This is a genomic window from Rhodanobacter sp. sgz306013, assembly GCF_057031145.1.
In genome coordinates, this window is sequence record NZ_JBXCIJ010000002.1 from 484,124 (window position 1) to 497,681 (window position 13,558).

General features: G+C 69.5%; 14 protein-coding genes and 1 other RNA gene. 13 read left to right on the top strand and 2 right to left on the bottom strand.

Going from position 1 to position 13,558, the window contains the following annotated elements; translation table 11 throughout:
• Window position 1: 1 nt before the first annotated feature.
• The 8 genes from hemW (at window position 2) to cydX (ending at window position 8,794) form a co-directional block, all read left to right on the top strand.
• Window positions 2-1,168, top strand: coding sequence for a radical SAM family heme chaperone HemW (gene hemW / locus AC2EWF_RS07205; RefSeq protein WP_483638680.1), 1,167 nt, complete (start codon window positions 2-4; stop codon window positions 1,166-1,168).
• Between the two features lie 75 nt (window positions 1,169-1,243).
• A complete protein-coding gene (locus AC2EWF_RS07210; protein ID WP_483638681.1) occupies window positions 1,244-3,655 on the top strand; it encodes a DUF1631 family protein in 2,412 nt (803 codons plus the stop codon).
• Window positions 3,652-3,981 (top strand): PilZ domain-containing protein, encoded by a 330-nt coding sequence (locus AC2EWF_RS07215; protein ID WP_483638682.1) that lies wholly within the window; start codon window positions 3,652-3,654, stop codon window positions 3,979-3,981. Before AC2EWF_RS07210 ends, AC2EWF_RS07215 begins: the two co-directional genes overlap by 4 nt.
• Window positions 3,982-4,233: 252 nt before the next feature.
• Entirely contained in the window at window positions 4,234-5,550 is a 1,317-nt protein-coding gene (gene pepQ, locus AC2EWF_RS07220; protein ID WP_483638683.1) for a Xaa-Pro dipeptidase, read from the top strand.
• A gap of 171 nt (window positions 5,551-5,721) precedes the next feature.
• Window positions 5,722-5,943, top strand: a complete 222-nt coding sequence (cydP, locus tag AC2EWF_RS07225; RefSeq protein ID WP_483638684.1) for a cytochrome oxidase putative small subunit CydP — start codon at window positions 5,722-5,724, stop codon at window positions 5,941-5,943.
• Window positions 5,943-7,499, top strand: a complete 1,557-nt coding sequence (locus AC2EWF_RS07230) for a cytochrome ubiquinol oxidase subunit I (protein ID WP_483639125.1) — start codon at window positions 5,943-5,945, stop codon at window positions 7,497-7,499. The genes cydP and AC2EWF_RS07230 overlap by 1 nt, the downstream gene beginning before the upstream one ends.
• Window positions 7,500-7,512: 13 nt before the next feature.
• The gene (cydB, locus tag AC2EWF_RS07235) at window positions 7,513-8,643 is read left to right on the top strand and encodes a cytochrome d ubiquinol oxidase subunit II (RefSeq protein ID WP_483638685.1); all 1,131 of its coding nucleotides are present in this window, start codon (window positions 7,513-7,515) and stop codon (window positions 8,641-8,643) included.
• A gap of 13 nt (window positions 8,644-8,656) precedes the next feature.
• Window positions 8,657-8,794 carry a cytochrome bd-I oxidase subunit CydX gene (gene cydX, locus AC2EWF_RS07240; protein ID WP_483638686.1) on the top strand — a complete coding sequence of 46 codons (138 nt, stop codon included), beginning with the start codon at window positions 8,657-8,659 and terminating at the stop codon, window positions 8,792-8,794.
• A gap of 69 nt (window positions 8,795-8,863) precedes the next feature.
• On the opposite strand, the gene AC2EWF_RS07245 is transcribed toward cydX, so the two are convergent.
• The gene (locus tag AC2EWF_RS07245) at window positions 8,864-10,204 is read right to left on the bottom strand and encodes an aminopeptidase P N-terminal domain-containing protein (protein WP_483638687.1); all 1,341 of its coding nucleotides are present in this window, start codon (window positions 10,202-10,204) and stop codon (window positions 8,864-8,866) included.
• Window positions 10,201-10,764: a UPF0149 family protein gene (locus tag AC2EWF_RS07250; RefSeq protein ID WP_483638688.1), complete on the bottom strand. Its 564-nt coding sequence runs from the start codon at window positions 10,762-10,764 to the stop codon at window positions 10,201-10,203. The genes AC2EWF_RS07245 and AC2EWF_RS07250 overlap by 4 nt, the downstream gene beginning before the upstream one ends.
• 123 nt (window positions 10,765-10,887) lie before the next feature.
• On the opposite strand from AC2EWF_RS07250, the gene AC2EWF_RS07255 reads away from it, so the two are divergent.
• The 5 genes from AC2EWF_RS07255 (at window position 10,888) to AC2EWF_RS07275 (ending at window position 12,993) form a co-directional block, all read left to right on the top strand.
• Complete coding sequence (locus AC2EWF_RS07255; protein WP_369493775.1) at window positions 10,888-11,127, top strand: TIGR02449 family protein; 240 nt, start codon at window positions 10,888-10,890, stop codon at window positions 11,125-11,127.
• Between the two features lie 4 nt (window positions 11,128-11,131).
• Window positions 11,132-11,482 (top strand): cell division protein ZapA, encoded by a 351-nt coding sequence (locus AC2EWF_RS07260; protein WP_483638689.1) that lies wholly within the window; start codon window positions 11,132-11,134, stop codon window positions 11,480-11,482.
• Between the two features lie 177 nt (window positions 11,483-11,659).
• Window positions 11,660-11,846: non-coding RNA, 6S RNA (ssrS, locus tag AC2EWF_RS07265), on the top strand.
• 65 nt (window positions 11,847-11,911) lie between these two features.
• A complete protein-coding gene (locus tag AC2EWF_RS07270) occupies window positions 11,912-12,529 on the top strand; it encodes a 5-formyltetrahydrofolate cyclo-ligase (RefSeq protein WP_483638690.1) in 618 nt (205 codons plus the stop codon).
• Complete coding sequence (locus AC2EWF_RS07275; RefSeq protein ID WP_483638691.1) at window positions 12,526-12,993, top strand: EVE domain-containing protein; 468 nt, start codon at window positions 12,526-12,528, stop codon at window positions 12,991-12,993. Before AC2EWF_RS07270 ends, AC2EWF_RS07275 begins: the two co-directional genes overlap by 4 nt.
• The last annotated feature ends 565 nt before the right edge of the window (window positions 12,994-13,558 follow it).

Sequence of the window (13,558 nt, forward strand, 5' to 3'; positions counted from 1 at the left end):
CATGGCACTCCTCGCACCGCCGCTGGCGCTATACGTCCACATGCCCTGGTGCGTGAAGAAGTGCCCGTACTGCGACTTCAACTCGCATGGCCTGCGCGGGGCGCCGCCGCCTTATGCGGAGTACGTCGAACTGCTGCTGGCCGACCTGGACGCCGATCTGGCCGACTTCGGCGCGGCCGCCCAGAGCCGACCGATCGCCAGCGTCTTCTTCGGCGGCGGCACGCCCAGCCTGTTCGCGCCGGAGCTGGTCGCGCGCTTCCTCGACGGCGCCCGCGGGCGGCTGCCGTTCGCGGCCGATTGCGAGGTCACCCTGGAGACGAATCCCGGCACGGTGGAGCATGGGCGCTTTGACGGCTATCTCGCCGCAGGGGTGAACCGGCTCTCTTTCGGCATCCAGAGCTTCGACGATGACAGGCTCCGGAGCCTGGGCCGCATCCACTCCGCCGCCGAGGCCGAGGCCGCGGTGAAATCCGCCCAGGACGCCGGCTACGCCAACCTCAACCTCGACCTGATGTACGCCTTGCCGGGACAAACCCTGGAGGGCGCGCTGGCCGACGTGGAACGCGCGATCGCGCTCGCCCCCGCGCACCTGTCGCACTATCAGCTCACGCTGGAACCGAACACCGCGTTCGCCGCCAACCCACCGCCCCTGCCCGACGACGACCACGCCTGGGCGATGCAGGAAGCATGCGAGGCGCGCCTGGCCGAAGCCGGCTACGGCCAATACGAGATATCCGCCTATGCGCAGCCGGGCCGGCGCTGCGCGCACAACCTGAACTATTGGCGTTTCGGCGACTACCTCGGCATCGGCGCCGGGGCCCACGGCAAGCTCAGCGACGCGACCACCGGCAGCGTTCACCGGCGCTGGAAGGCCCGCCACCCGCGTACCTACATGGAAGCCGCCGCCGGCGCCGCGCGCATCGGTGGCGACAACGTGGTCGGCGCCGACGAACTGCCGTTCGAGTACATGCTCAACGCGCTGCGCCTGATCGACGGCGTGCCGCTGGCGGACTTCGCCGAGCGCACCGGCCTGCCGCCGGAACGCATCGCCGCCCCGCTGGCCGAGGCGCGTCGCCGTGGCTGGCTGGCCGACGACCCGCAGCGGCTGCGCACGACGGCGCTGGGCCAGCGTTTCCTCAACGACGTGATCACGGGTTTTCTTGCCTGAGCGCCGTCGCCGCCCGTGGCGGCCCTCCGGCAACCAGCCTACACTTCCGGGCAGGGGAATCTACGGAAACGCGTCATGGATGCCGAGCATCTGCACCGGTACTCGACCACCGCCACGGGCGGCCGCGCACGCGGCCGTTGGCCCGCGCGCACGCAGCGCCTGCTCAACGTGATCGGCCCGCTGTGCGGGCAATGGCTGGAGCCGGCGCTGCAGGGCTGCCTGGACCGCTTCGACCACGAGCTGTACCTGCAGGCCGAACGCTCGCGCAGCCATCTCGAACAGCAGCACTGCTTCGACAGCCGCGCACAGCTCCAGCTGCAGCGCCCGGCCTTCATGCAGGCCTACGCCGAGCATCTGCGCAAGGGTTTCGCTCGGCTGGGCGAGGTCGACGAGGGCGCGGACGAGGCGCTCGCGCACCAGCCGCTGAGCCTGCTCGAACGCGGGGAACACGAGCTGAACGCCACGCTGGACAAACTCGCCGCGCGTGGCGAGGCGCATCACGGCCCGGTGCTCACGGAGCTTGCCTACCGCTTCGCGGTGCTGGTCGGTGCCGCACCGCTGGAAGGCGCGGCCCTGCCGATCGCGCCTGCCGGCCTCGCCGAGGCGATGCGCGCCGCAATCGCCGGCCTGGACGTGCCGCCGGAACACCGGCTGTTGCTGCTGCAGAGTTTCGAGCAAACGGTGATCGTTGCGGCCGGACCGCTCTACGAGGTGGTCAACACGCAATTGCGGGACGACGGCCTGTTGCCGCAACTGCGTCCGTACGCGCCGCCGCGCGCCATATCCGTCGCGCGCAGCGCTCCGGCGGGCGAGACCACGGCCGCCGCGCCGCCATCCGAAGCTGCGTCTGGCGCGCCGCAGGCGCCGATCACGGTGCTGGAAAACCTGCGCGACCTGCTCGCCCAGCGCCGTGTCGGCGTGAGCGGCACCGCGGCCACGGGGCGCGCAGCCACACCCGACGAGCTGCAGACTGCGCTCGGCGCCTTGCAGCAGCACCTGGCCCAGGTCACCGACCAGGCCAGCCGGGAGCTGCGCAGCGCACAGCGCCTGCGCGACGAGCTGTTGCTGCAGCTCAACGCCGACAAACCGCCCGGCGCCGTGCCGACCCGGCTCAGCGCCGAGCAGGACGACACGGTGGAACTGGTGGCGATGCTGTTCGAGCAGATCGGCCGGCAGTTGCACCATGGCCCGCGCGCCCGTTCCCTGCTCGACGACCTGCAGCTGCCGATGCTGCGCCTCGCCGTCACCGACCGCGACTTCTTCGAGCAGCACGAACACCCCGCGAGGCGCCTGCTCGGTGCCGTGGCCGAGGCTGCCGACGACTGGCTGGACGGTCCCGATGGCGAAGCCGACCAGCAGCTCACCGGGCGGCTCAACCAGCTGGTCGAGCGCGCCCGGCGCGAGCCGCCCAGCGCCGGCCTCTACACCAGCCTGCTGGCCGACATCGAGCACCATCTCGCCCAGCTGAGCCGGCGCGCCCAGGCCTCCGAGCGTCGCCACGTCGAGGCGATGCAGGGCCGCGAAAAGCTGGACCTGGCGCGCCATCGCGCCAGCGAAATGCTGGCCGAACGCTTCGCCGCCAACCCGCCGCGCGGGCTGCTGCGCGCCCTGCTCGACCGCGCCTGGGCCGACGTGCTGGCGCTCACCCTGCTGCAACACGGCGAGAACAGTCCTGCGGTTGCCCAGCGCCTGCGCGTCACCGACCAGCTGCTTGGCCGCTTGCCGGTGGACGACGCCGACCTGCTGCGCCGCGAAGTGCAGGCCGGCCTGCAGCAGATCGGCATGCATGCCGAAGAAGCCGGCCAGGTGGCGTTGCGCCTGGTCGGTGAGGAAGCGGCCCCGCCCACCGCCGCCGCCGCGTCGCCGCTGCCGGCGCCACGTGCGGGAGCGGTTGCGAAGGCCGAGCCCGCTCCTTCCCCGGCGGCCACCCCGCCCGCACCTCCCGCAACGGACCCAGCCCCCGCCCACCTCCCGGACGACCGGGCCGCCCGGCCGGCGCCGGTCGCCGCCGCGAGCATCCCGTCGGCCGCACCCGCCACGCAGCCGCCCGTCCACGACCTGCCTAGCGCCACCGACCTTGCGCTGCGCCTGAAGCAGCGCCAGCGCCTGGGCGAGTCGCAGCACGCCAGGGCGGCGACGGCGACCGGCGAAAGCGAGCCGCCGCTGGGCCCGCAGGAGGCGCGCATCCACAACCGCCTGCGCCAGTTACCGTACGGCAGCTGGTTCGAATTCACCGACCCGGCCACGGGTGAAACCACCCGGCGCAAGCTGGCCTGGTTCTCGCCGGTCACCGGCAACAGCCTGTTCGTCACCCGACGCGGACTGCGAGGCGAGGAGTTGAACCTGCGCGAGCTGGCCCGCGCGATGGCCGCCGGCCAGGTGCGCGAGCTGCCACCGCAGCGCGATGGCCTGCTCGACCGCGCCTGGCAAGCGCTTACCGGCACCCTGCGCACCGCCGACGCGCCCCTGCCCGGAGGCCGCCCATGAGCACCCGCGAGCAACGCCGCGCGCCGCGCAAGCCGGTCGACGCCGGCATCGTGGCGATCGACACGATCGCCGAGCAGCCGCTTGGCCACCTGTGCAACCTCTCCGCCACCGGCCTGATGCTGATCGGTGGCCATGCGCCGCGCAGCGAAGGCATCTACCAGGTGCGCATGCCACTGCCGGACGCCAGCGGCAGCATTGAGCTCGGCCTGCAGGAACAATGGCACGAGCCGGCCGCCAGTCCCGGCCAGTACTGGGCCGGCTACCGCATCATCGCGATCAGCACCGACCACGGCGAACTGCTCGAGCGCTGGCTGCGGCAAGGCTGAAAGACCGTGGTTTTTTCAGCCTGCCGGCCCAGCCATGGATGGCCGGCGCGACGCCGCCGCGCAAATGGCGGCTTTCCGGAGGTGCGCGCGCACAAATCAACCCGGAGTGGATCCCGACAGCCCGGGGCTGGCCCGGACGGCGCATGCCATGGGTGACTTGCACCCATGTGCCGGACAAGCCGCGCGGATTCGCCGGGGCCGCCCGCCGCCGCGCGCTACACTGATGAGCCGACGTCCCCGCCCGGAATCCGCATGAACGCGCCGCTTGCCTCGCTTTATCCCGCACACCTCGCCACCCTGCGCGCGCGCGCCGACGAGGCACTGGCGCTGGACGGCTTCGACCACCTGCTGATCGCCGCAAGCACGCCGCTGGGCAAGTTCCTCGACGACCAGGACTACCCTTTCGTCGCCAACCCGCATTTCAAGCATTGGCTGCCGCTCACCGACGCGCCGGGCAGCTGGATCGCCTACACGCCGGGCAACAAGCCGAAGCTGGTGTTCGTGCAGCCCCGCGACTACTGGCATGTGGTGCCGGAGGCGCCCCACGGCTACTGGGTGGAGCACTTCGACATCGTCACCGTGCGCAGCGCGACGGACGCCGTGGCGCAGCTGCCGAAGGGGCGCAGCGCGGTGCTTGCGCCGGCCTGTCCCGCGATCGACGGCGTGACGGTCAACAACCCGCAAGCCGTGGTCGACCACCTGCACTGGCACCGCTCGTACAAGACACCCTACGAACTGGCGCTGATGCGCGAGGCCAGCCGCATCGGCGCGCGCGCACACCGCGCCGCCGAAGCCTCGTTCCGCGCCGGCCGCAGCGAGTTCGGCATCCACCTGACCTACCTCGCCGCCGCGCGACAGACCGACGCCGAACTGCCCTACGCCAGCATCGTCGGCCTCAACGAACACGGCGCGGTGCTGCACTACACCGCCTTCGACCGCGTACCCCCGCGCGAAAGCCGCTCTTTCCTGATCGACGCCGGCGCCAGTTGCGCTGGCTACGCCAGCGACATCACCCGCACCTATGCGGCGGACGGCCACGCCGGGTTCCAGGCGCTGATAGCCAGCATGGACCTCGCCCAGCAAGGCTATGCGGCGATGGTGCGCGCGGGCCAGAGCTATCCTGAGTTGCACCTGCACGCCCACCACGTGCTGGCCGGCGTGCTGCGCGAGCACGGTTTCATCCGGATGAGCGCGGAGAGCGCTGTGGAATCCGGGGTCACCTCCGCGTTCTTCCCGCACGGCCTCGGCCACCCCATTGGCCTGCAGGTACACGACGTGGCCGGCTTCCAGCAGAGTGAACGCGGCGGCAGCATCCCGCGCCCCGCCGGCCACCCCTACCTGCGCATGACCCGCGTGCTGGAACCGGGCATGGTGGTGACGATCGAGCCCGGCCTGTACTTCATCGACATGCTGCTGGCCGAGCTGCGCGACAAGCCGGTCGCCGCCGACATCGACTGGGGCAAGGTGGATGCATTCCGGAAGTACGGCGGCATCCGCATCGAGGACGACGTGGTCTGCACCGGAGGCGAACCGGAGAACCTCACGCGCGACGCGTTCGCCGCCGCGTAGCCATAGGCAGCCCCTTCCCGGGAGTCCGCCTGCGGCAAGGCGCCGCTGCGACACTCCTGCGCACCCCGGCTTCACGTGAGCGGGGTATGCTTTGCGCCATGTGATGCGAGTGCCTGTCCGGGACCACCGCGCCGCCGCGGAGGCATGGAACGGGCACCACGGGGATCGCGCATGCCCATGTTGCCCAACAAATCGCCGCATGAAGCCGCATCCGCGCGGCCGCTGCGACGGTTGAGCGTCGAGCTGTTTGTGCTGGTCATGGCGAAGATCGCGCTGCTCGCGCTGCTGTGGTGGATCGCATTCGCCCCTCACCCGAAACCGGACAGTAGCCCCGCCGCGATCGAGCGCCTGCTCGCCCCCGCCGCCACGCCTGCGCAAGGAGCCCGCCCATGATGATCGACCCCGAAGTCGTCACGCTGTCGCGCCTGCAATTCGCGCTGACCGCGCTCTACCACTTCCTGTTCGTGCCGCTGACGCTGGGCCTGGTGTGGATCCTGGCGATCATGGAAAGCGTGTACGTGATGACCGGGCGCGAAGTGTGGAAGCGCATGGTGCAGTACTGGGGCGTGCTGTTCGGCATCAACTTCGCGATGGGCGTGGCCACCGGCGTCACGATGGAGTTCCAGTTCGGCATGAACTGGGCGTACTACTCGCACTACGTGGGCGACGTGTTCGGCACGCCGCTGGCGATCGAGGGGCTGATGGCGTTCTTCCTGGAAGCCACCCTGGTCGGCGTGTTCTTCGTGGGCTGGGAGCGCATCTCGCGGGTGAAGCACCTGCTGGTGACATGGTTCCTCGCGCTGGGCACCAGCCTGTCGGCGCTATGGATCCTGGTGGCCAACGCGTGGATGCAGCATCCGGCGGGCGCCGCGTTCGACCCGCAGACGATGCGCATGGAAGTCACCTCGTTCGCCGAGGTGTTCTTCAACCCGGTGGCGCAGGACAAGTTCGTGCACACGGTGAGCGCGGGCTACGTGATGGGTTCGATGTTCGTGCTGTCGATCAGCGCGTGGTTCCTGCTGCGCGGGCGCAACGTGGATTTCGCCAAGCGCTCGATGACGGTGGCGGCCAGCTTCGGCCTCGCCGCCTCGCTCAGCGTGGTGGTGCTTGGGGACGCCTCCGGCTACTCGGTTTCGCTGAACCAGAAGATGAAGATGGCAGCGATCGAGGCGATGTGGCACACCGAGCCGGCGCCGGCCTCGTTCACCGTGTTGGGCATTCCCGACCTGCAGACCCATACCACCCGCGCCGCGATCAAGGTGCCGTGGGTGCTGGGCCTGATCGGCACGCATTCGGTCGACCAAACCATCCCGGGCATCACCGAGCTGGTCGAGGACGCGAAAGTACGCATCGGGCTGGGGCTGAAGGCCTATGACGCAATGCTGGCGCTGCGCAAGAACCCGGGCGACGCCCAGGCGAAGGCGGTGCTGGCCGCGAACGACAAGAACCTTGGCTACGCGCTGCTGCTGAAGAAATTCGTCGACGACCCGCGCGGGGCGACCCCGGAGCAGATCCAGCAGGCTGCCGACAGCACCATCCCTAACGTACCGGTGCTGTTCTGGGCCTTCCGCATCATGGTGGCGTGCGGCTTCTACTTCATCGCGCTGTTCGCGTTCTCGTTCTGGCAGGCCAGCAAGCGCCGGCTGGATGCGAGGCGCTGGTATCTCAAGCTGGCACTGTGGAGCCTGCCGCTGCCCTGGGTCGCCGTCGAGCTGGGCTGGATCGTGGCCGAGTACGGCCGCCAGCCATGGGCGATCGAAGGCGTACTCCCCACCGCGCTGGGCGTGTCCTCGGTGAGCGCGGGCCAGGTATGGACCTCGCTGGGCGGCTTCGTGCTGTTCTATACAGCTTTGGCAGTGGTGGATGCGCTGTTGATGCTGAAATTCGTGCGCAAGGGGCCGGACGGGCTGGGCATCTGGCCATCCGCCCAGGCCGTGACTACGCATTGAGGAGATGGACGCCATGCTCGACTACACCATGCTGCGGGTGATCTGGTGGGCGCTGCTGGGCACGCTGCTGGTCGCGTTCGCGATCATGGACGGCTTCGATTTCGGCGTGGCCGGCCTGCTCAAGCTGCTGGGCCGCGACAACGAGGAGCGCCAGGTGCTGCTGGAGGGCATCGAACCGACCTGGGAAGGCAACCAGGTGTGGTTCATCCTTGCCGGCGGCGCCACCTTCGCAGCGTGGCCCACGCTGTACGCCGTCTCTTTCTCCGGCATGTACCTGGCGATGTTCCTGGTGCTGCTGGCCTTCATCCTGCGCCCGGTGGGCTTCAATTTCCGCGGCAAGGTGCACGACCCGCGCTGGGCCAGCCTGTGGGACTGGGTGCTGGTGGCATCCGGGGTGCTGGTGATGCTGGTGGCCGGCGTGGCCTTCGGCAATCTGTTTCTGGGGCTGCCGTTCCGCCTCGACGGCGACCTGCGCATGAGCTGGCAGGGCGGCTTCCTGGATCTGCTGCACCCCTATGCACTGCTGTGCGGACTGGTGTCGCTGTGCATGCTGCTGGCGCACGGCGCCTGCTGGGCGGCGCTGAAGGCCGACCACGCGATCGCAGCGCGTGCAGTGCGCATCGCGCGCTGGGCCACCCTAGCCTACGCCTCGCTGTATGTGCTGGCCGGCATCTGGCTGGCCTGGGGCATCCCCGGCTACGCGGTGGCCTGGCCGGTGACCACCGACGGCGTCTCGAACCCGCTGTACAAGCAGGTGGCGGTGGGCGGCAGCTGGTTTGCCGGCTACCTGCAATACCCAGGGTTCTGGATTGCGCCGCTGGTGGCGCTGGTCGCCGCAGTGGCCGTGCAGGCGCTGGTGGCCCGGCGCGGCGCTGCCGGCTTCATCGCCAGCAGCGCGATGGTGGGCGGCACCATCGCCTCGGCCGGCTTCGCGCTGTTCCCGTTCCTGCTGCCATCGAAGCTCGATCCACGCTCGAGCCTTACCGTGTGGGACGCCTCGTCCAGCCAGGGCACACTGGCGCTGATGCTGGGTGCCACCGTGGTGTTCCTGCCTATCGTCATCCTCTATACCGGCTGGGTGTACCGCGTGATGCGCGGTCGCGTCACCCTGGCGGACGTGCGCAAGTCGCACGGCGACTACTGAAGGAGCACCGACCATGTGGTATTTCTCGTGGATCCTCGGCCTTGGCCTGGCCTGCGCTTTCGCCGTGCTCAACGCCATGTGGTACGAGGTGCATGCCACCGACGAGGCACACCGGCGCAAGGAGCAGTTGCCGCCAGGCGAGGGGCGATGAGCGCCGGTACACGGCGCCTCGTCCGCCATCGTTCGCCCGGGCCGGGTCACGGCGAGGCCTTGACGCGCCTCAGCGCCCGGCCAGCATCGCCTCGATCGCCTCGGCCTCCTTCGGCACCGCGGCGCTGAGCACTTCGTGGCCCTCGCGGGTCACCGCCACGTCGTCCTCGATGCGGATGCCGATGCCGCGCCAGCGCTCGTCCACGCCGGCTTCGTCGGGCGGCACGTAGATGCCCGGCTCCACCGTCACCACCATGCCCGGTTCGAGCACGCGCGAAGCGCCGTCGATGCGGTAGTCGCCCACGTCGTGTACGTCCAGGCCCAGCCAGTGGCCGGTCTTGGCGGGAAAGAAGCGCTTGTAGCCGCCTTCGGCGATCGCCGTGTCGGCGTCGCCGCGGACGAGTCCCAGCGCGCACAAGCCCTCGGCGATTACCCGTACCGCGGCATGGTGCGCGGCGTCGAACGGCCGGCCCGGCCGCACCTCGTCGATCGCGGCGAGCTGGGCGGCCAGCACCACCTCGTACAGCGCACGCTGCTCGCGGCTGTAGCGGCCGCTGATCGGGATGCTGCGGCTGATGTCGGAGGCATAGCAGTCCAGTTCGGCGCCGGCATCGATCAGCAGCAGGTCGCCGGCATCGAGCCGGGCCCGGTTGTGCTGGTAGTGCATCGTGCAGGCGTTCGCGCCGGCGGCGACGATGGGCGTGAACGCGGGCACCGCGCCGCGGCTGCGCAGCGCATGCAGCAACTCGGCTTCCACCTCGTATTCGTACCGGCCCGCCAGCGCGCCACGCCACGCGGCAAGGTGCGCCTCGGCGGCGATGCCGGCGGCGGCGCGCATCAATTTCAGTTCGGCGCGCGACTTGTACAGGCGCAGGTCATGCAGCAGGTGGCCCAGCGCCACGAATTCCTTGGGCACCACGCCGCCGCCGCGCAGCTGGCGCAGGCGGCGCATCCAGCCGAGGAGCTGCGCGTCGAATGCGGGCTCGCGGCCGAAGTGGCAGTACACGCGCGCCCGGCCCTCGATCATGCCGGGCAGGATGTCGTCGATGTCGTCGATCGGGAACGCGTCGTCCATGCCGTAGTCGGCCACCGCACGCTCGGTGCCGACCGAACGGCCGTGCCAGCGCGCCTGCTCGGCGTCGCGCTCGCGGCAGAACAGCACCACCTCGCCGTGCATGCGGCCGGGCAGCAGCGCCAGCACGGCATCGGGTTCGGGGAAGCCGGCGAGGTAGTGGAAATCCGAATCCTGCCGGTACGGCCAAGTGGCGTCGGCGTTGCGCATGCGCTCGGGCGCGGCGGCGATCAGCAGCACCGCGTCGTCGCCAGCCATCTGCATCAGCTGGCGGCGGCGGCGGGCGAATTCCTCGCCCGGGATCGCCGCCACCGCGGCGCGTTCGAGCGGGGCGTTCAATGCAGGCGGTCGCTGCCGGAGTGGCCGCGGCCGGCGGACTCGGTATACAGCAGCAGCGCGCCCACGCGCAGGAACTCCTGCACCTCGATCAGCGCATCCTCGTCCTCGGCCGCCTCGCCGAAGTCGAACGATGCAGCGGCGATGGTGCCGAAGTCGCGCAACACTTCCTGCGCATCGTCCGACAGTTGCGCATGCGCCTGGGTGCCGGCCAGGCCAAAGCCACCGAGGAAGCCGCGGCACCATTCCGCCACTGCCTCGGCGCGCTCGGCCAGCGGGCGGTCGTCTTCCGGCAGCAGCGGCTCGAAGCCCAGTTCGGGGTCGGCCAGTGCGTCGCGGCACTGCCGCAGCAAGGCATCCAGTCTCGCCTGATCGGCCGGCGACGGCGCGACCTCTTCGCCGTCCAGCTGCAGCGCGGCCAGCAGGTTGCCGCCCTGCAGGGTCGCGCCGCCGGCCAGGTAGCCGCACAGCGAACCGTGCAATTCACTGGCGTCCACGGCCAGGCGCAGGCGCACGATCAGCGCGTCCAGGTCGTCGTGGCTGAGCGGTTCGGTGGCCGGCATGCGGTGCTCCTCGGGGATGGCCGCCCATTCTACGCCAGGGCCGCCGCGACGCCGTTTCCGAGGGCGCCGCGGGGCGCCAGATCGCCCGCTGTTCCCGCGTGCCGTACTGCTATAGTTCGGCGCATGAACCCTGCCGACACCCTTCCGCCTGACCCCGTCCAGCTGGAGCTGGAGGCGCTGGGTCGCCAGGTCGACCGCCTGCTCGACACCGTGCGCCGGCTCAGCGAGGAGAATCGCAGCCTGCGGCACAGCCAGGAGCAGCTGTCGGGCGAACGCGCCAACCTGCTGGCGCGCAACGAGCAGGCGCGCAGCCGGGTCGAGGCGATGATCCAGCGACTGAAGTCGCTTGAAGGCAATGGCTGAACCGATGAGTGACGTCAACAGCAACAACCCGGTCGCCCTGCGGCTGATCGACCGCGAATTCCTGATCGCCTGTGCGCCGGAAGAGCGCGAGGGCCTCGTCGAGGCCGCCGCCCTGCTCGACCGCAAGATGCGCGAGCTGCGCGCCAATGCCCGCGCCCCCAGCTTCGAGCGCCTGGCCGTGCTCGCCGCAGTGAGCATGACCCACGAGCTGCTGGCGCTGCGCAAGCAGCAGGGCGGCCACGACCAGCAGACCGCGCAGCGCCTTGCCGCCCTGCGGCAGCGGCTGGAGATTGCGATGGAGAGCACCGTGGCACGCCAGGGCGAACCGGTGGCGGATTTGCTGTCGAAAGCCTGAGGTTCCTTGGCGACAGAAGCCCAGGCGGCTGTGACTTCGCGGTTTTGGTCATCCCGCACGCCACTTTTCGGCCCATAGAACCACCATGGGCCTTCAGACCGACGCGCAAGCTGCCTCAAATCGACTTTGCCTCGCCTGCTTGGTTTCTACCGTCAAGGCGCCTAAAATCGATCCCGGCGTTTTCTGCGGTGTGCGCCGGCACACTCTTACATTTGCCTTGTTCCTAAATACGGCCCCGGGTCGGCTCTTCATCGGTCGTTGTGCATGTCCGCCGCGTGCGGAAAGCCTTGAGGCCATGTCGCCCTCCCACCTGATCCATCGTGGATCAAGGTCGTTCGGTGGGCAGCGGCATCGCGGTTGACGCCACCTATCCCACGCCCCGTTCCTCATTCGATGGACGGGGCGTTTTTCGATGGAGACAGCAAACCCGTGGACGCCGCCCATCGCCACGAATTGCGCCAGCAGATGGCCGGACGCCGCCGCGCGCTGCCACCGCCCGCACGCATGGCCGCCGCGCAAGGCCTGCGCCGCTCGCTGGAACAGCTGCCCGAATACCTCACCGACCTGCGCGTGGCCGGCTACTGGGCCAGCGGCGGCGAGCTGCCGCTGAACCTGGTGATTCCGCCCCTTGCCGCACGCGGCCAGCGCTTCCTGTTGCCGATCCTTGCCAAGGGCAGGCAGTTGCACTTCGCGCCGTGGCGCGACGGGGACCCGATCGCGCCGAACCGCTACGGCATCCCCGAGCCGGTGGCGCCGCGCGAATGGTTCGCGCCCTTCCAGCTCGACCTGGTGCTGGTGCCGCTGCTGGCCTTCGACCGCCGCGGCCACCGCCTTGGCCACGGCGGCGGGTACTACGACCGCAGCTTCGCCTTCCTGAAAGACCAGGGCCGCCCCACCGAGCCGTTGCTGGTGGGGGTGGCCTATGCGTTCCAGGAGGTCGAAGACCTCGAGGCCGAAGCCTGGGACGTGCCGCTGGACTACGTCGCCACCGACCATGAACTGATCGCCTGCAGCCCCACCGGACAAGACGGAGCCGCCCACGCATGAGCCCTCGCGAACGCCACTACTGGTTGATGAAATCCGAGCCCGACGCGTTCTCCATCGACGACCTCAAGCGCAAGAAGCAGGAGGCCTGGGACGGCGTGCGCAACTACCAGGCGCGCAACTACATGCGCGACGGCATGCGCGTGGGCGACAAGGTGTTCTTCTACCACTCCAACTGCGCCGAGCCGGGCATCGTCGGCATCGCCGCGGTGGCCACCGACGCCTATCCCGACCCCAGCCAGTTCGATCCCAAGAGCAAGTACTTCGACCCTGGCAGCACACGCGACAACCCGCGCTGGATGCTGGTCGACGTGAAGTTCGTGAAGAAGCTCAAGCGCACCATCACGCTGAAAGAACTGCAGGCGGACCCGGCGCTCGACGGCATGGTGCTGGTGCGCAAGGGCAGCCGGCTGTCGGTGCAGCCGGTGGAGGAGGCGCACTGGGAGCATATCCTCGGACTGGAGTGATGGCGCGCGCTTTGCGCCCCTGACGTTGCTTACGCGACGATGTGGTTCCGGACGACTGTCGCGAGCGACAAAGCGGTTTCGATCGCCTGCCGGCGCTCGAGCCACCTTCCTTTGCTGGCCCAAAGCAAGGTGGCCCAAAGAAATGGCCTGATTCAATCCGCCGACCATACAAGCCAGTCGTGTTGAGGATTTGGGAGCCACTCCCGCCTACGCGGTACACGTGTCGGCCACCCCGCGCCGTATCTGGAAACTGAGGATCAAAGCCTCGCGGCGCTTCGCGCTGCGTTGGCTTTGCTCTGGCCTTTGCTGTTGTTTCTACGCGCCGGGAGCGCGCTGCTCTTCCGCCCCCCCCTGGGCGGCGGTGAGGTGGGGACGATCAGGCCGCGCAGCGGGCGAGGCCAGGGAGGGACTCGCCTTTCCGTCCAGGGATGGACGAAAAGCGCCAGCCGGGGTGTCGTTTTCTCTTGGCTACTTCTCTTTTGGACAAGCAAAAGAGAAGTAGCTCGGCCACCGGCAGGTGGACGAAACCACCTTGAAACTTGCGAACAGAGAACACCTTCGCAGG